Origin of the sequence: Providencia sp. NPDC089933, from assembly GCF_049545585.1 — a bacterium.
GTDB classification, from domain to species: domain Bacteria; phylum Pseudomonadota; class Gammaproteobacteria; order Enterobacterales; family Enterobacteriaceae; genus Providencia; species Providencia huashanensis.
This window is the reverse complement of sequence record NZ_JBMWDT010000021.1, coordinates 1-17,566: the sequence shown is the minus strand read 5'-3', so window position 1 is coordinate 17,566 and position 17,566 is coordinate 1. Positions and strand designations below refer to the sequence as shown.

At 35.8% G+C, this 17,566-nt stretch carries 13 protein-coding genes and 4 pseudogenes; 9 read left to right on the top strand and 8 right to left on the bottom strand.

Annotated features, from left to right (window positions below):
* Positions 1-101: 101 nt before the first annotated feature.
* The 4 genes from ACPEH5_RS20885 to ACPEH5_RS20870 form a co-directional block, all read right to left on the bottom strand.
* A complete protein-coding gene (locus ACPEH5_RS20885) occupies positions 102-1,013 on the bottom strand; it encodes a RepA family replication protein (RefSeq protein WP_421668045.1) in 912 nt (303 codons plus the stop codon).
* Positions 1,014-1,272: 259 nt separating this feature from the next.
* On the bottom strand, positions 1,273-2,244 hold the full coding sequence (locus ACPEH5_RS20880; RefSeq protein WP_423727150.1) for a ParB family protein: 972 nt from the start codon (positions 2,242-2,244) through the stop codon (positions 1,273-1,275).
* The gene (locus ACPEH5_RS20875) at positions 2,234-3,451 is read right to left on the bottom strand and encodes an AAA family ATPase (protein WP_283126834.1); all 1,218 of its coding nucleotides are present in this window, start codon (positions 3,449-3,451) and stop codon (positions 2,234-2,236) included. The genes ACPEH5_RS20880 and ACPEH5_RS20875 overlap by 11 nt, the downstream gene beginning before the upstream one ends.
* A gap of 455 nt (positions 3,452-3,906) precedes the next feature.
* Positions 3,907-4,632: a tyrosine-type recombinase/integrase gene (locus ACPEH5_RS20870; protein ID WP_283126833.1), complete on the bottom strand. Its 726-nt coding sequence runs from the start codon at positions 4,630-4,632 to the stop codon at positions 3,907-3,909.
* Between the two features lie 2,236 nt (positions 4,633-6,868).
* Here ACPEH5_RS20870 and ACPEH5_RS20865 point away from each other — a divergent pair.
* The 4 genes from ACPEH5_RS20865 to ACPEH5_RS20850 all read left to right on the top strand — a co-directional run bounded on the left by ACPEH5_RS20865 (position 6,869) and on the right by ACPEH5_RS20850 (position 9,019).
* Positions 6,869-7,228: a fimbria/pilus outer membrane usher protein gene (locus ACPEH5_RS20865; protein ID WP_249890880.1), complete on the top strand. Its 360-nt coding sequence runs from the start codon at positions 6,869-6,871 to the stop codon at positions 7,226-7,228.
* A 28-nt stretch (positions 7,229-7,256) separates the two neighbouring features.
* Complete coding sequence (locus ACPEH5_RS20860) at positions 7,257-7,514, top strand: FimD/PapC C-terminal domain-containing protein (protein WP_249890879.1); 258 nt, start codon at positions 7,257-7,259, stop codon at positions 7,512-7,514.
* An 11-nt stretch (positions 7,515-7,525) separates the two neighbouring features.
* Positions 7,526-8,653: a hypothetical protein gene (locus ACPEH5_RS20855; RefSeq protein ID WP_281111442.1), complete on the top strand. Its 1,128-nt coding sequence runs from the start codon at positions 7,526-7,528 to the stop codon at positions 8,651-8,653.
* A gap of 75 nt (positions 8,654-8,728) precedes the next feature.
* Complete coding sequence (locus ACPEH5_RS20850) at positions 8,729-9,019, top strand: helix-turn-helix domain-containing protein (protein WP_249890877.1); 291 nt, start codon at positions 8,729-8,731, stop codon at positions 9,017-9,019.
* Positions 9,020-9,381: 362 nt separating this feature from the next.
* On the opposite strand, the pseudogene ACPEH5_RS20845 reads toward ACPEH5_RS20850, so the two are convergent.
* From ACPEH5_RS20845 to ACPEH5_RS20835, 3 genes and pseudogenes are all read right to left on the bottom strand, one after another.
* Positions 9,382-9,602, bottom strand: a pseudogene (locus ACPEH5_RS20845) (hypothetical protein); the annotation flags it as partial.
* A gap of 225 nt (positions 9,603-9,827) precedes the next feature.
* Positions 9,828-11,067 (bottom strand): annotated as a pseudogene (locus ACPEH5_RS20840) (IS3 family transposase).
* Positions 11,068-11,282: 215 nt separating this feature from the next.
* The gene (locus ACPEH5_RS20835) at positions 11,283-11,363 is read right to left on the bottom strand and encodes a hypothetical protein (protein WP_423727167.1); all 81 of its coding nucleotides are present in this window, start codon (positions 11,361-11,363) and stop codon (positions 11,283-11,285) included.
* Between the two features lie 459 nt (positions 11,364-11,822).
* On the opposite strand from ACPEH5_RS20835, the gene ACPEH5_RS20830 reads away from it, so the two are divergent.
* From ACPEH5_RS20830 to ACPEH5_RS20810, 5 genes and pseudogenes are all read left to right on the top strand, one after another.
* Positions 11,823-12,590, top strand: coding sequence for a DUF1120 domain-containing protein (locus ACPEH5_RS20830; RefSeq protein ID WP_249890955.1), 768 nt, complete (start codon positions 11,823-11,825; stop codon positions 12,588-12,590).
* Positions 12,591-12,649: 59 nt separating this feature from the next.
* Positions 12,650-13,357: a fimbria/pilus chaperone family protein gene (locus ACPEH5_RS20825; RefSeq protein WP_249890954.1), complete on the top strand. Its 708-nt coding sequence runs from the start codon at positions 12,650-12,652 to the stop codon at positions 13,355-13,357.
* Positions 13,350-15,725 (top strand): fimbria/pilus outer membrane usher protein, encoded by a 2,376-nt coding sequence (locus ACPEH5_RS20820; protein ID WP_249890953.1) that lies wholly within the window; start codon positions 13,350-13,352, stop codon positions 15,723-15,725. The genes ACPEH5_RS20825 and ACPEH5_RS20820 overlap by 8 nt, the downstream gene beginning before the upstream one ends.
* 1 nt (position 15,726) lies before the next feature.
* Positions 15,727-16,890: a DUF1120 domain-containing protein gene (locus ACPEH5_RS20815; RefSeq protein ID WP_281111441.1), complete on the top strand. Its 1,164-nt coding sequence runs from the start codon at positions 15,727-15,729 to the stop codon at positions 16,888-16,890.
* A gap of 66 nt (positions 16,891-16,956) precedes the next feature.
* Positions 16,957-17,229, top strand: a pseudogene (locus ACPEH5_RS20810) (helix-turn-helix domain-containing protein); the annotation flags it as partial.
* Between the two features lie 145 nt (positions 17,230-17,374).
* Here ACPEH5_RS20810 and ACPEH5_RS20805 read toward each other — a convergent pair.
* A pseudogene (locus ACPEH5_RS20805) lies at positions 17,375-17,566 on the bottom strand (NAD-dependent malic enzyme); the annotation flags it as partial.

Here is a 17,566-nt window from a genome sequence, read left to right as displayed (position 1 = left end):
TGAGATTGAGATACCGATTTTACTGTTCAAAAAACACGCTATTCAGATTTAGGGCGAAAAAAACCACCGCCAGTCAAGGCGGTTAATTTAGGGTGGATGAATTAGGAGTCGGGTAAGTGTTCTAGGTAATGCAGGTAAATAGCCTGCCCTTGAACACTCGGATACAAGGCTTTCATTTTGCGCTCAAAAGCCATGACCGCCGCAATGGGCTGTGTCACCTTCCACGATTCAAAACGACGCCAGGCGGCATGTTCTGCGCTTTCTGGTGATTCCAAACTTTTGGCTAACGCTTTCTTTTCCTTCAAGGCCTTCGCTAAATGTTTTTTCTCTTGTTTGAGCGCTTCATCTTTCCCAACCACGAGGGTTTTAAGCTTGTTAAGCAGGTTGCGGAGTTTGTGCTTAGTCTCCAGTGACGCCACGTTCGCGCGCGCTAGTCGCAACACATGTTGGGCGTAGCGTTTTTGGTAGCTCTCTTTTAATCCCTTTTTTTCCATCCAACGGCTAAAACTGGCCACCACATCACGTAATTCCAGTTTCGAAAAACCGAGGCCGTGAAAAAACTCTGGGCGTATCCAAATCCGCATGGCTTTGTATTGTTTGGCCTCGATATCAAAATCACGGTCAATGACAATCAGGTTGGCTTGTTCCCAGTCGCGCAGCGCATGCAATATCGGGTCATAACTTTTACGACCACTGTCATAACGATACAGCTGGCCACACAATTCTGCCAACTTCTCCACTGAGCACATCACTTCGAACAACGCATCACTTTCGGGGTTGTAATCCGCATAGGCAATCATAGCCATTGCGAGCGCATCAAAGGTTTCGCGACGCTCTGAGCGCACGGATATCCGCTGCTTTCGACTATAACGCAGTTGGTAAATATGGGGATTGCGGTTCCAATCATGACGTTTTAAGGCCGCCGCAAAGCGACGTACAGGCACTAATTTCGGTAATTGCCCTAAAAATTTTGGCTCGTAATGTCGATGAATTTTACCAATAGAACTGGTCATCACCGTCCTTTTTATATTATCCATCCTTTTTTGCGCTTATGTAGCACATAAGGAGTTGAATTTTGTTTTGCATAATTCTATACTCCCTATCAGGAAGCTAACCTTTTCCTGACAGAATTACGTTGAGCCCTCAAAATCTTTCCTCAGTCCGCCAAGATAGAGAAGATTTTGGGGGTTTTACTTTCTAGAGATAAAACTCTCCAATAACCACCTTATAGCGTGGCAACTCCACTTTTTTACATATCTTCTTACATTGCCTTCATTGTTGAAAATATGCATTAATAATAGATTGAATAGATTGGTCTAATTCATCTTGTATCTGTTTGGGAATACGATTAAATTCGTAGCTGAACCCGCGGTCTTTTACTCGTTTCCTCGCATAGGTATTCTTATCCTCAAATTCCCAAAGAGGTTTTACCGTCGTTTCCTTTTTTTTACTCTTAGATACAAGTTGCTCTGTAATATTTTTTAATGTTGTTAATATGACTTTTTTTAGTTCATCTGACGCGATTTTCTTGTTATCGATTAATCGCGCAATCTTCTCATTAACTTCATCAATAATATCCCGTTTTACGAGTTCTTTTGATTCTATAAGCTGCTCAATTGTCAGTAATAATTTGTAGTCGCCGTAGGCGAGTTCAGATTGAACAGGGAATAGTGCAATAATATCATCGGGTACTGAAGCAGCTTGAATCGCCCGAGTCACTTTTGCTGCAGACATGTTTTCAAAAAGAGCAATTTCTTTTTGTGACATACCATTTTCTCGTAATTCTAATAAACGTAACCCAATCTCTCTTAAGTTATGCTCTTTAGCCGTTTGTATATCTATCGCCAATTGTCTTGCATCATCACTGCTGATTTCAATATCAGTAACTAAGACCGAAAGTCCAACATTACACAGCAATGCTGCAGCTCTTCGTCTTGAACCATCCAAAATTTCAATTTTTCCATCTATTCGATGCCCAATCGCGGGGAAAAATTGTTGCAGACGAATTGTACGCGTAATATCAACAAGTGACTCTGGCGTTAACGCATTTTGGTCACGCCCATTCATTTGAAATCGAACAAACGTTTTATCCGCTAATTCATCAGCTGGAATATCCGTCAAATAAAAAATGGCTGACTTGCCTGATTTAAGTACAAAGCGTTGTGAATGTTTTTGGTCTGTTGTTAAATGCGTTAATGTTGATGCACTTAACGTTCTTCCGATAGTTTTTCTTTTAGTTTGCATAGTAACCTCTATCCACACGTAGAAATTCTACTCGGTCAAAAACAGCTTTAGAAAAATCTTCTGCTGCAATCTTTGCACTCTTTAACGCTTCTGAACTTCCTATATACGTTGCAGGATTGGCAGAAATAACGGTATCAAAGGACTCACCACAGCGTTCAAAACCATCAAGTCGAGGTAAAGCAACATCGAGCATATCCCCCCCAAAAATTTCTTTAGCTAAACTATGACACAGTTTATGATCCGTCTTATTCACCAATTTAGACATGAAACCGATGTTGCTGATCAAGTTAACATTAGCTCCCGTAGATTCTATCAATTCAATTAACTCTGGTAGCCGTGTTAAATATTTTAGTGTTGAATGAAAATCCACTTGAGCAGGCGGAACTGGCGTCATTAAAATATCTGCCGCAGCAATTGCATTTGATAAAAATGCATCAAGGTGAGGCCCACTATCAATAAAGATAAAATCATAATCTTTTTTAACTTTATTGATAATATTCTCTCGCAGAACAGTATAGATATTATGACCTGGTAAATGCTCTGCACACAATAATTCCCATTGAGAGGCAATAAATGCATCTTCAATAGATGCAGGGATCACATCAACGCCTTGAATCACTGAAGGTAAAACAAATTCATTTAGCAATTCTTCTCGAGTCACATTCTGTAGCATAGCTTGAGCTGCAGTAGTATCAACCACGCCGATTGATTGCATATGATCTAAAAACATAGTAGCTGATGATTGAGGGTCAAGATCTATTACTAAAATCCTAAGATCTTCAAATATGAGATGAGGATGCGTACGCAATGCATGAGCCAACGATACTGTACTGACCGTTTTTGAGACCCCCCCTTTCAAATTTCCAACAAAAAAAGTGAATGCATCAGGGTAACGATCACGGTACTTAGGGACACCACGATGATGATAAATATCGACAATATTTTGGATTGTCATCGCGTACTTTAATGCAGTTCCTGCTTGCCTTTTCTCAAATACGTATCCCGCATTTTCCATTTCATTAACAGCATAATCGACGCTAGCGCGAGTCAGCTTAGGCAATTTAGCGACGGCTGCTTTAGAGTAAACTTGGTAATAAACGGTTTCATTCAGTTCCTCTTTTTGAGATTGAACTTGTTCAGTCAACGATTGCAATAATCTGACAGAGCGACTCGCAATTTTGTTGAACTGATTATTTGCTATAACCATACCAGTTTATCTCCTTATGCAGCATTCTTAATTAGGATGCATAATCCTACATAAACTTAGTATTGTAAACAATCTTTTGCTAATTATTTTTCACCACAGCTTTAAAATAGCATAACCACATGATATTAAAGAATATTAAATAAAATAAAAATAAGATTTCAATCTGAAATCACCAATTTAAATTCTAAACCCCAAATAAAATTAAAAATGTGAGAATTAAATTTTATTAAATATACTAATGACACAGCCCTATCCTTAATTAGTATTTTTACTCATCTTGTACTAAAAACAGCATTAATGAATATCATTATCAAATAGAAAAAGACGAATAAAATTGCAATTTATTCAATTTCGAAAATAATTAACGCTTTTATCTGTAAATTTCCTGCTATTTTTCAATAAATATAGGGGGAAGAAATATAATTCAGGTAGAGTAATGGGAACACTTAATCCCATTAGCGAAATGAAATATCAAAATGTAACATGGCATCAAGCGTAAAAATTTTTGTATAAACGTCGGTTGAACTTGATTTTTTGTGTCCTAGATACGCTTGGATCACTTTCATGGGCACCCCATTAAAAATAAGGTGCATCGCAAAGCTGTGTCGGAAGGTTTTACAGGTGATCGGGTTAACAACATAGGAAACACCATTCGCTTCCGCTTGTTCAACCGCAGAGCGTAACCAATTTCTAACCGTATTATCACTTTGGATTGGCCAAATCTGGCTTTGATTCTTCAGCCGCATCGTCGCAAAGTAACTTTTCATCAATTGCACATACTGGGGATCGAAGAGTGCAACAATCCGTTTAGGACGCGCCTTGACTCTAATTTCCTTCGACTTTGTCTGTATTTCTCGTTGCTTAAGTGTTCGCAACACCACAAATGGGGTTTCTTCATCGAGATGAAAATCCCCTTTGGTTAATGCCAACGCTTCATGAATACGGGCTCCCGTATTCCATAACGTATCAATCAGCGTTCGCTGATGCAGATCCGGAATAAATTGCAAAAGCTGGTTTACTTCTGGTGCCAGTAAATATTTTGGGCAATCTAATTCAGCCGCTATCGCCAAATTTCGTAATTGTCGTGCACGCTCTAAATGACCATTTTGTAAGAGAGCTTGAGATTGTCGCTGTAAAATTGATTTACCACTTTCAGGATTGACAGGAAAAAAAGTAGACATAATACATCACCTTAATAATCACCATACTAATAGTTACCTTTAAATATTATCATCGACTAAAACTAAATATGACGCGGTAACAGAAAATCGCGCACTCGCGCATGACGATCATCGGATCCTTTCACCTTTTAGAGCCGATTTTTACCTCTGCTGAATTTAGGTATTATTGCGTTTTTTTCCCTTAAACCGCAATAAGTTACATGATACGGATAACATCATTCATTCAAAAAAACAAGATATAGTAAAGATCCTTACAGCAATCACACTAAATAAGGGAAAATAAGCGAAATGCCTCATTTGCGGAGAATGACGGTAAAGCGCAATAATGATAAAAAAAAGAATTGATCAAAAAATAGGCTGTGCAGAATTGATTTAGAGTGACTTTATTAGGGTATGCAATGTGATTGGATGAATATATAAAAAAGATGCTTAAAATCGATTGTATGCCGATTTAGGCATATAGATTATTCTGACTAAAATAGGACGGTAGCCACAGCCAATTAAGATTTAACTAAATGAACAATCTTTTAAGGCGTCCGGATATGAGAACATACGTAACAAAAGCAAAAAATTGCTGTCAATATCTAGGCTGTATCCTTTATTTATCCTCTAGCAATTCAACTTTCATACCAAGCTCAGTGCTTTTTAGAACATTAACGAGCAGTCGTATTTTAGGCAACTTGAGAGCATAAAAGTGGCTTCTTACAAAATTTGTTGGGGTTGTTTGCCGTAGTAGGACACTACTTTAAAAGCCCTCTCAATATTCCCGTCTTATCGAACTTTTTCGTACTTATGTAAGTAATTCATTCGTAATGAGGTAATAAATTTACGCTGATAATGTAAAATTATGCAATTGCGGTCTTGGTTATCATTTTATAATGTCATTATACCAATGCCTGTCTATTTACCACACCAGAACTAGTCACTATCATTATTGAATGATTTGTATATTTTGGGGGCGATAATTATTTAGATAGATTAATCACTAATTGATATACCACCCTAATTCAAATCGATGACATATCAACAGTGCTTAAGTAGACAGAAGCACGAAAAAAAACATAAATTTTTCTTATTGATTAGTGTGCTTAGTGTGCTTAGTGTGCTTAGTGTGCTTAGTGTGCTTAGTGTGCTAGCAATATATTAAAATGAATACAGAATTTATAACTCAATCACTTAACAGTTGTTTGATTACTCGATTTTCATGAGCTTCAAAATAATTAATTATCAATTAAATCAATTAATTTCACTTAAATTAATTTGGTGAACTTTATACGTTCAGCCGGTTTTTTATTGAATGTACATGGTAGAGTTAAACAATACTGATGTAATTATTGCCAATAAATAATTTATGATTAATATGTTAAAATAGACAAAAAGTAACAAAATGTAACTATTTTTTATTTCTTTTCCAAAACTGGACTTTATATCTTTAATTTAATCATTATTTGTTTCTTATTAGATTTAATCGCCATCTTAATTTAATTATCCGATAGTGATTTTTATGTGCAATTATTTGTTTATTAAAAAAAATTTTTAATTATTATCTAAATGTAACTAGATAAGAGAAAAATGATTGGAATTCATATTATATTTGACGCTTACAAATATATTTAGTTAGAATGTACTCATATTTTGCGTCATTTGTTTTCTGAATGTTTACATTTTACATATACTAATCTAGTAATGAATGAAATTATTTTTAGATTAAAATTAAATAATCAATAGTTTTAAACGAGTTGCATCTAATGTTTATATAATATATAACAAGTACTGTTATGATTGAAGTTGATTTTATGGGTGAATTTGATTTATTTCATAATTTACATTGATTTACAACATTAAAGCTCAGATATCGACGATCATTAACTGATGATTGATCGAGATAACCTATCACAATAGGCTATCTCGATCAGAACTAACAGTTTTACTTAAATCAAATCCTTAATTATTATCACCATAATATTTATCTTTTTGATGCAATCGGAATTAGAGGTTATTATTTTGATTAATTATTTATTGATGAATGAAAATAATAACTTTCAATCTTCATTTTATATATTAAATATAATATCTATTTGTTTGTAATAAAAATTAGTCACGATAATCAAGGGCGCGCGGATCAGCAATTAGGGATTACTGGGCGATTACTTGATAATGCTTTGACCTACCAATTAACGGCGAGTGGGGATAATCAGGCTCAACAGCACGCTAAATCTGGGTTATCAAGGTGACAATGTGTATTTGGGGGGGCGGCTACAGTTATGGTAGTGAAAGTCAATCTTTGAACCTCAACGCGAATGGGGGACTCATTGCTCATGCCCACGGGGTGACATTTAGCCGCTTTATGGGGACCTCAATGGCAGTAGTTGAAGCACCTGATACTGTAGGAAGCACATTAAACGGAGGAATAGCGACGGTTGACTCTGGTGGGTATACGGTGGTGCCTTATTTGATTGATTACAGTAAGAATACCGTGAATTTAGACGTGAATACGCTTCTTGAAAATATCACAACGGAAGAGACTTCCATCAATCTTTACCCCACTAAAGGAGCAATTGTGAAAGCCCATTTTCAAACGAAAAATGGGTATTAAGCCTTAATGACATTAAAAATGTGAGGCCATGATACCGTTGGGAGCGACAGTGGTTGTCCATAGTGACAACGACTCTGCTGAACAAAACACCAGTATTGTTGGGGATGGTGGTCAGGTGTACTTATCCGGTCTATCTGAGATAGGGTACCTTGATGTAAAATGGGGAAATACTGATGTTCAGCGTTGTCGGGCTGAATTTAATTTGGCAGAAGCTGCAGAGAACCCGTATTCGTCACTCCGTCAATTGAGCATTCCTGGCTCCACTTATTCCAATTCATTACGTTAAGGTGTTATTCCATGAAATTACTATTGCAGTTGATATTTTGTTTTCACCACTATATCAAAATATGCTGGGCTGGATTAATTTTAATGGGCTATTTGCCTTATGCATACAGTTATGATTCTTTTGTAGTGCAAAATGGCCGAGGCTTAGTGGGAGTGATGAGGGAATCATTTTCAGTCAGACTCTATGGAAATACGCTTAATGAGGTTAGTTTTCTTCCTAGTGCCTACGTACAATTGACTTTTTATGGAGGTAATACTGCTTGCAGACTCGGTGAGTCAGATTTAATGGAAATTGATGGAGTTATGGGGGTACCGCTCAATTCTCAAAAAACACTGATGTTAGTCCCTGAGGTTATATATACGGATAATCGCAGTTGGAATATAAGGGGTAATAGCTTCCAAGATACGGTGACCGCGATATTTAATGGCTATGGGTCTACAACCAGCCAACACTTAGGAAATCCGAATGGATGTATCTGGCTTCCCAATCAATCTACTCCGAATAATGGGAAAGATGGTTTTTCAGTCTATCATAATGTCAGTGCTACAGGGCGTGTCTTAATATATGGGACAGGCGAGCAACGGTCAGGTTGGATAAATTTACCAAATCCTTTGCAACTATTGCTTCGAGATCCTCGTAGTCCAGGTCCCTTCCCAACAGGAGTGGTAATGCCAGCGGGGCGCTATAATGTTGATGTTAGTGATTTGGGGTGCACATTGATGGTTCCTACGTCGATTGACTTTGGCCCACAACCCGCAAATTCAAGTGCAGGTCAATTATTAGCGACGAAATCAGGTGGCAACTTATTAGTAAATTGTCAACAAAAAACGGTGCCTATATCGGCAACCTTATCATTATCTGCCGGTATTAACGTCCTTTATTATTCCGGCAATGAATATGAAGTCAATTTACTCAACAGTGAAAATAAAGCGGGAGCTTATGTCACGATGTCCATTGATATTGATGGTAGGCCAACAAATATTCCGTTTAATCGAGAATTTATTAATATCGGCAATATTAATGCAAACCAATCAAATACGAATTTTAGCTATCCGATTACATATAATCTCTATTCACGAGGAACGGATATCACCGGTAAAATTAAAGGAAGTGCTGAGCTATCTATTGTATTGAGATGATTGTTATTCAATATTAACAATTCGTAGTGTTATTTTTAAGTATTATCACACCAATAAAGAGTGAAATATAATATTATGATGAAGAATAAAGGCTATCCGGTGAGTATATTAATTGGAAAAAAAATACATTGTATTCGGAAGGAAAAAGGCATCACAGGTGAGAAACTAGCGAGAATGTTAAACATTAGCCAACAACAAGTGTCTCGTTATGAGCGAGGGGTCAACAAAATTACAGTTGATTTTTTATTTGAAATCAGTGAAATTTTAGGTGTTACACTGTTTGATTTATTGGTTATAGATAAGGAAGAACTGCCTTTTGAATATTTATGTCACCATGTAAGTTCATCGATAATAAAAAAATCATAGTCATGATATGCCTATGTGTAAAATACGAGTGATTTACAAAATATAATTGATTTTTCATTATGGCTATACGATATGTATCATAATTTAAATCAAATAGATGAATGATGAATTAATAATTCAATATAACTCTATTTATTGTTTAAAGTAGATTAATTAAAAACAATAATAACTATTTTACATGATTGGTTTAAAGAATGTTTTGATTTACTGTTATTTGTGCTTAAGTTGAACCTGCAGATAATTTAGTGTAAGTTTCTCATGTATTATTTACAGGTGATTCTTGTTATGAACATTGACATGGGGCATAGAGAGCTCATTGCTGAACACAGCCCTGTAAATAATTCTTTGCATTTATCTTTCATTTAAAGGTGACCGTCTAGGCGGTCACCAAACGTTATAATAAAACGACTGATTGCCTATTTCCAGTTTTGTATTGACATACTCCATTTTTCAGACACCGATTCAATCTCTAAATAAATTACTATCTGCACAAATCCTCGTTGAGGAATACCTTACTTTTTTCAATTAAATAACGAATGACTCTGTTGAGCGATTCAATAGTATTAGTTCTATAAATAGCTTTGCAGATATCATTAGGATAAGCAAAAAATGTATTTAAGTTCCCCCAATGCGCGAACCAGCTTTAGGTAATTTGTGGGGCTTATCGCCAAAAATTACCTAAATGATAAGGTTATTAATTGCCTCATTAGGATAAATTCATGTCACTAAACGAGTTCAATTGTAAACATTTTATACCCACTATCATCACTCAGTTTTTGCGTAGACATGGATTTACATGTATTTGACCCTATATTTCCAGACACTTTATATCACTTATTTCATTATGAATTCGACACCGCAGATATTCTCGCGGAGAACGATAACTCAGTGCACTGTGAGGATGCGATTCATTATAATTCTCGAAGGCTGCCGCAAGATTCTTTACTGCCGTTAATCCGTTAGGTTTTGACATGAGGCTTATGTAATCACGCTTCATGATTTTTACAAAGCTTTCTGCTATTCCATTACTTTGTGAACTCCGCACCGCCGTATGTCTAGAGGGGATAAACCAACTTGTTTAGCGAACCACCTTGTTTCATGGGCTCGATACGCTGAGCCATTGTCTGTCAACCACTCAACTGACTTTGAAGGCAACCCGTTACCGAAACGATGCTCCACTGCACCTAACATGTCATTTTGCACGGTTTCACTGTCGAAGCCTCCCGTGCTGGCTGCCCAATGAAGGGCTTCGCGATCAAAACAGTCTAAAGCGAACGTAACGCGCAGTTTCTCTGCCATTATCACATCGGAACTCAAAACCATCTGAACACCAACGTTGGTTGCTTTCACTCACCGACACTTTTCCTGTATGAGCTCGCGTTGAGACTGGGATTTCAGGTTTACGTTCCAATAATAATGCGGATTGCTTCATAATTCGGTAAACGCGTTTGGCATTTATAATCGCGATACCTTCATTTTCAGATTGCCGACGAAGTATTGCCCAGACACGGCGATAGCCATACGTTGGCAGCTTATCAATCACATTGTGTATACGTGCAAGGGCATCATTATCACCTTGAGGGTACCGTCCTCGTCCATCTTTACAATCGCTTTTTCGTTTTACTAGAACGTATAACTGCGCTCGTGACACTCGTAGCGTTCGGCTCACTAAACTTATTTTCCATCCTTGGGTAATAAGGGCGCGAGCGCAGTCCGCTTTTTTTGCGGTCATACTCGACAGCTTCTTTAAGAAGTTCATTTTCCATTGTTTTTTGGCCGAGTAAACGCTGTAGCTCTTTAATTTGCTTTATTGCGGAGGCTAGCTCAGAGGCAGAAACAACTTGTTCACCTGCGGTCACTGTGTGTCACCTCAGTCAGGCTTACTTCTTGATACTGCTTACGCCAAAGGAAAAGCTGGCTTGCAGCAACACCATGTTGGCGAGCAACCATGGAAACACTCATACCCGACTCAAAGCTTTGCTGAAAAATGCGATTTTTTCTTGTGGGGAACGTCGTTTTCTGCCTTCAGGACCTAATATATCGATCATGTTATCTCCAAGAACTAGTCTAAAAACTAGTATTAAGATTATCACTAATTTAAGTGACTCCAACTATCTGGAGATCTAAGGTGCCAGTCTACTACACCGTTAAGCTATACAACATCAGTGATTGTTCTACGCAACAAAATGAGGTCATGCATTCAATATGGAGATCACTTCAATAAACGCTCTATGAAGGTGCAAATTATCAAGCGGCAAAGATGTTATCCGCCTCGGCAAGAGTATTTTAACAGACGAACAAGCAAATTGATGCTGATATGAAGGGCTCTATCAGTATCACAAATACTGGCATTATTCTTCGTAAGATAAATAATTTTATCTTTAGTACCGGGAGTTGGCCGGTTCGATATTCATAATCCGCTTGGAAGCTTCAGCATCAATTTTAGCAGCAATAACGTTGATGTCGTGTTCTCCCTACACCATATTTTTTCACTGAAGGAGTTCGTTGACAAAATGGGCACCTTACATAGACCTAGGTTATAAATACTCACCATAAATTACCGTATATTACAGATTCCACACCAGATTGAATACATAACCGGATATTTTCTGTTTTCTAAGTAGCTCTCAGGAATATACAATTATAGAACATACATTTTACGAAAAACAGGAAGTATATTATTCTATAATTAATAGAATAATAAATTTATTAACATTAACTTACAAGTGCAAATGGTTTTTAATTATATTTTATCCGCAAATACACTTATAATAAGTATAAATCAATTACCTTGGACACAAATATGAAAAAATTATTACCGCTCCTTATTTCTTCTACAATGGCTTTATCATTTACAGCTTCAGCCATAAATGTTGGCTCTATTGATATTAGCGTAACAGGTCGAATTGACCCCGCAGCTTGTGAATTAGATATTGCGGGTGGTGGGAATATCGATTATGGCCTAATCGATCCTGACACATTATCATTTGAAGACGGCGCTTTTGGCGGGAAATTTGCTGCATTACCAATACAAGAAGCTAGTTTTACAATTCGCTGCTCAGCTAATGCACCCGTTAAATTATCAGCCGTGAGTAAACGTTTAGGTACCGTTGCTGGTTCAACTGAAAATTCTCGAGGATTTGCAGCTCTTCCTATTAAATTATTAGGAATTGGCGCAGGAAATGCTTCAAATGGCGTGGCTGGATTAGGTAAAACCTCAACAGGCATAAATATTGGTGGATATATTGTCCGTTACAAAGCTAATAGCTTGAACATTAGTTCCTTGGGCGAAAATAATACGCTAACCACGCTTTCAGGCAATAAAGTTCAGAATATTTATTATAATACAATAAGCAATATGTGGTTGCTTTCAGGTGGGAACCTATTTTCAAACAGTATGGATTTAGAAACGTCTTTTGCAAAAGCAAATGAAACAACTCCTATTGAAGCCAGCATTTATGACGGAATTTTACAAGTTCAAGCGTATGTAAGTCAAGAAGCTGCAGAGTTTGGTAAAAATAAACCAGTATTACTCAATGGCTTATCAACAATTGAATTAAATTATATCTAAATTTTAGAGGTAACTAAGTTAAATTAATTTAGTTACCTTATTTAAATGATACCGCTAAAATGAAAATAAAAACATACTTATTACTAATAGGCTCATTATTAACCCCTCTTCTATCATTCGCTTCAGGTATACTGCCTGCAACATCCGTTGCTATTGTTAATGAAAAAAGTCAAGATGGTGAGATAGTAGTGACTAATACAGATAACTATCCTGTCCTATTAACAACAGAATTAGTAAATGTCGATCCTGAATATCAAGATCTAATTATTGCGACCCCGCAACTTATCCGGGTTGAGCCTAAAGCTAAACAATTAATCCGCTTTATGCTCACTAGTAATTCAGAGTTAAAACATGAAGTATTGATGAGAGTTATTTTTGAAGGGATTCCACCTCAAGCAAATCCCGATGCCGATCAGGTTAAGTTTACTATTCGCCAAAACCTTCCTCTTATTATAAAACCTAAAAATCTACCAGAAAATGATACGCCTTGGGAGTTGTTAAAGTGGAAGTATGAAAAAAACGTATTAATCGCAACCAACCCTAGTCCTTATATCGTCAGGTTAAGCAATAGTGTTGTGAGTTTGCCTGGAAATATTCAGTGGATCTTGCCATCCAATTATATTTTGCCTAATCAATCTATAGAGTTAACGACAACTCAACACCTTCCCACACTAATCGATGAAGTCACGATACAACCGTTTACTCAGTGGGGATATTCAACCACTCAAAAATACACTATAAAGATAAATAACCAGCAAAATGATTAGAAAAAAGAAGCTTAAAATTGTTACAATTTTACTATTTCTAGCGACTTATTCATACGCAGAAGAAGTCATTTTCGATCAAGATGTTCTAAAACATAAAGGTATACCAACTGATGTTGCGAAGTTGTACAGTGAAAAGGCGCATTTTCCTCAAGGTGAAAGTATTGTTAGTGTTTTCTTGAATGATAATTATATTGGTCAAAGCTCTTTTTTATTTAATGTTAAAGGAGAGCTTTGTCTTAATACTCAGTTTATTGACACTACAGATATTGCTCTATCCAAAAGTAAATCAACGTGTCCAACAATAAAAGAGTACAATAACTTAGAGATAGAACTCATACCGGGTGATTTACGGGTCAATATATATGCATCACCATCACTGTTAAGAAATAAAAAAAATGATAATTGGATCCATACAGGAAAATCCGGTGTTCTCAATTATGATATAAAATATTTTTCTTCTAAAAGTGATTTTCATTCTCAATCATTCTTGAATTCAAATTTCACAGTAGGGTTCAATATATATAATTGGATTGTACGAAGCGATCAAACATATACCCATTTTAATGGTAAAACAAGTTTCGATCATCAAACCTTATATGCAGAAAAAACACTAGAATCCTTGAAAAAAAACTTGCAGATAGGTCAGATTAGTTTACCTAATTCATTTTTTAGCTCTGGGCAAGTTATTGGTTTTCAGTTATCTCCTGAATTGGCATTAGATAACTCATCTCAAGACGGTGGAATTGTCAGTGGCATCGCATATGAACGCTCTATTATTGAAGTCAGGCAGGCGGGGATTTTAATATATACAACAACGGTACCGGAAGGACCTTATACATTGGAAAACCTACCGCTATTAAATAATAGATTAGATTTATCTGTAACAGTAATAAATCAAAGTAATAAAAAAAATACATTTATTGTCCCTGTCAGCTCATTTATATTAGCCACAAATAATATGAATAAAGATATAAATTTTGGTTTTGGTAAGGTTAATCAAAATAATGTAGATAAAAAACCCTATGTTATGAATATAAGCAAAGGATTTAATTTACGTCCTGATATGCTGATTTTTGTCGGAGGACTTGCATCAAAAGATTATCAAGGACTAGGGTTAAGTAATACTTATTCGTTTCCGAATTTATCCTTAGCGACGATAACAACTAACATATCTAAAGATAGAGATAAAAAATATGGTGAATATTATACATTAAGCTATAATTACCCTATCGCTGCTAACGCTAATTTAGTGGCGAATTCGTTATATCGGAGCAAAGAATATAAAGACTTTAATGAAACATTAAATAATTATGATACAAATATTTATTCAAATAATGTAAAAAGTAGTGAAACTCAATATGGTATTGGTGCAAACTCACACGTCAATAATCTAGGGTCGTTTTCGTTAAATTGGAACCGTTCTATTGGTGATAGAACAATAAATTATTATAGTGCAACTTGGAATAATTTATTTTCAGATAAATACAACGTTTATTTAGGCTATGAGCGAAGGTTATATAACAACACAAATGATAATACTATTTATTTGAATGTAGATATTTCGTTAGGAAATAGGCAAAACGTATCAAGTTGGATGAATCATTACGGCGATAATAAAAGTTACGGAACAAGATATAGTAATCATAATAATGATTACTTAAGTTATTCTGTTAGTACAATTAAAAATACTTATCCTAGCAATCAAAGCGCCTCATTAAATGTTAATTATACGACCCCAGTGACTTTACTTTCGGGCAATGTTAGTAAAGGTAATAATACCAACAGTTACTATGGGGCACTATCAGGCGGGATGGTTTATTTTGACAATGAACTCATTTTTTCATCAAAACGAATATCGAACACGTTTGCTATAGCAAAAACGGAAAATCAGGAAAATATTCCAATACAATCGTCATCAGGAACCGTGATGACGAATAGTAAAGGTTACGCGGTAATCCCTAGCATAGATAGTTATAGAACTAATTATGCCAAGATAGACTATCAAAAATTACCTAAAAATATGAATGCGCCTTATGGGATCATAGAATTTCAACCTGCCAGTGGAAGTGTTCCCTTAGTTAATTTCTACGTTAATAAAGTTAACCGCGCTATTTTGATCCCATCTTTTAATGGGAAAAAACTCTCAAAAAATTTAAGAGTATATGATAAAATGGGTAATTTACTGACAATAACTGACAATGCTGGACGAATTATTATTGATAATTTATCCCTACCGACTAATTACTTTGTTGAAATAGATGATAATAAAAAATGTACTATTGATCTTAGCGAAGATATTAGCATTTCAAAAACTGAGCTATTTACAATAATAAATCCCATTTGTTTTGTGACTGACCAAAGGATTTAGAATGATAAAATTAATTGCAGGACTACTTACTTTCCTATCTTTTAGTGCATTCGCATCGGATAGCCACGGAACATGTAACATCCGCTTGGGAGCTAATGAGATTAACTATGATACCTTGGCTGATTTTAATACAAAAAAACAAGATGGCGCAGTATATGCAGGAACCCGAATTGTTCCAGTAGTAATAGAATGTAGTGAAGAAATTATTCCATACCTTGAGTTTTCTAAAAGTAGTAATACATTTTCAAATAATACATCTGAAGCTATTTTAAATATAAATAATGCAATGCTCGATGGGAAACCTATTTTATTAGATGCTATTGAATTAAATAGTTCAAATAGAATCAACTCATCACAAAGTGATATTAAAGTTCACCCCAACATACGTATTCAACCCGCTCAGGATAAAAAAGGAAAAGTATTTTCCTTCAATTTAGTTGTTGATTTAAAAATTAATTCATTGAGTAAAAAAGGTGTTATTGTTAGAAGCCAAATACCTTTACAAACGCTAGGTGGAACTACAAGTTTAGCTATTAGCTATTCAGAAATGACCACCGCATGTAATCTTATTGTTGATTCGACCTCCATTGATTATGGTGTTATAAATAGATATGAGCTAAATGACTATTCTTATACAATATTACCTGAAAAAAACATTAACTTTACTGTACAATGTGATTCAGGAAAAACGGCCATAGCTATCCAAGTTTCTAATCAAATGAAACCGTCACTAGCTCCAAATAAACAAGAAGGCATTAACGGTTATGGCCTCCCTCCTGTTCAGTTATTGAGCCACTCTATGATGGCCGGGGGGCTAGGTAATACTCAAGAAGGTATTCCTATTGGTGGTTATGCCGTAGCGTTAGACTTAAATTCTTTATATATCGATAATAATAAGGCTGAAAAAGTACAGCCAATCTCAGGTAATTCTTCTTGTGGAGATCCTTATGTAGTTTGGCAACATACAAATGGGGATCTATTACCAAATAATTCCTCCAATAAAATTACATCTTGGGCTAAATTAGGGAGCTTACAACCTGTTCTTTTTTCCAATATAAAAGGTATAATAAAAGTCCAAGCCTTTATTAATAAAGCCTATTTGCTCAATGTTAATAAAGGAATTAAATTCAAGGGACGCTCTATCATTGAATTATGTTATTTATAAAGACACTATGAAAGTCTGGACTTCGGTTGACAATTAGTTTTTCCTAATTGTCGCCGGAGGTCAGATATAATGAACATTAAAGCTAAACGAGATATTGCACATAAAACAAAAATCTTAAATCATGCCCGTGAGAGCAAAAATATTGCTAAAACTTGTCGTCATTTTGGGAGCAGTAGAGAAACTTTTTATACTTGGAAAAGAGCTTATGAACGAGATGGCGAGAAAGGATTAATCAACAATAAACCCTGCCCTGAAAATCCAACCAAAAGAGTTGCAAAATACATCGAAGAGCCGGTTATTTATCTGCGTACGACTTGCCATTTTGGTCCTCAAGGTGTGAAAATAATTTCATTATCAATAACCTTAGTAAAATAAAACCCGACATCTAATTTAAAGATGTCAGGTTTTATTTTATTAATGCTACTTAGTCTTTTTTAAGTAACATTGAGGAAACCTTAGAGTATCAATATGATTATTTAAATAATTAAATAGCTTCTACCGGTAAGTATACTGGCCACCATGCTGCAGTTCTAACAACTTCCACTTCTGAAAGCGTTGGCTCCACTTTTGCCACGCCTTGAGATTTTGCCATTCTCATCACTTCTAATGCCACGATACTGGATGTAATACGCAAATCTTCGTTAGATGGCAATAATGATGCGCCTTGCGCTCCTAG

Coding starts and splice junctions, on each gene's coding strand:
- ACPEH5_RS20825 (WP_249890954.1), top strand. CDS start 12,650: ATGAAAATAAAAACATACTTATTACTAATAGGCTCATTATTAACCCCT.
- ACPEH5_RS20815 (WP_281111441.1), top strand. CDS start 15,727: ATGATAAAATTAATTGCAGGACTACTTACTTTCCTATCTTTTAGTGCA.
- ACPEH5_RS20830 (WP_249890955.1), top strand. CDS start 11,823: ATGAAAAAATTATTACCGCTCCTTATTTCTTCTACAATGGCTTTATCA.
- ACPEH5_RS20820 (WP_249890953.1), top strand. CDS start 13,350: ATGATTAGAAAAAAGAAGCTTAAAATTGTTACAATTTTACTATTTCTA.
- ACPEH5_RS20870 (WP_283126833.1), bottom strand. CDS start 4,632: ATGTCTACTTTTTTTCCTGTCAATCCTGAAAGTGGTAAATCAATTTTA.
- ACPEH5_RS20880 (WP_423727150.1), bottom strand. CDS start 2,244: ATGCAAACTAAAAGAAAAACTATCGGAAGAACGTTAAGTGCATCAACA.
- ACPEH5_RS20855 (WP_281111442.1), top strand. CDS start 7,526: ATGAAATTACTATTGCAGTTGATATTTTGTTTTCACCACTATATCAAA.
- ACPEH5_RS20850 (WP_249890877.1), top strand. CDS start 8,729: ATGATGAAGAATAAAGGCTATCCGGTGAGTATATTAATTGGAAAAAAA.
- ACPEH5_RS20875 (WP_283126834.1), bottom strand. CDS start 3,451: ATGGTTATAGCAAATAATCAGTTCAACAAAATTGCGAGTCGCTCTGTC.
- ACPEH5_RS20885 (WP_421668045.1), bottom strand. CDS start 1,013: ATGACCAGTTCTATTGGTAAAATTCATCGACATTACGAGCCAAAATTT.
- ACPEH5_RS20865 (WP_249890880.1), top strand. CDS start 6,869: ATGTGTATTTGGGGGGGCGGCTACAGTTATGGTAGTGAAAGTCAATCT.
- ACPEH5_RS20860 (WP_249890879.1), top strand. CDS start 7,257: ATGATACCGTTGGGAGCGACAGTGGTTGTCCATAGTGACAACGACTCT.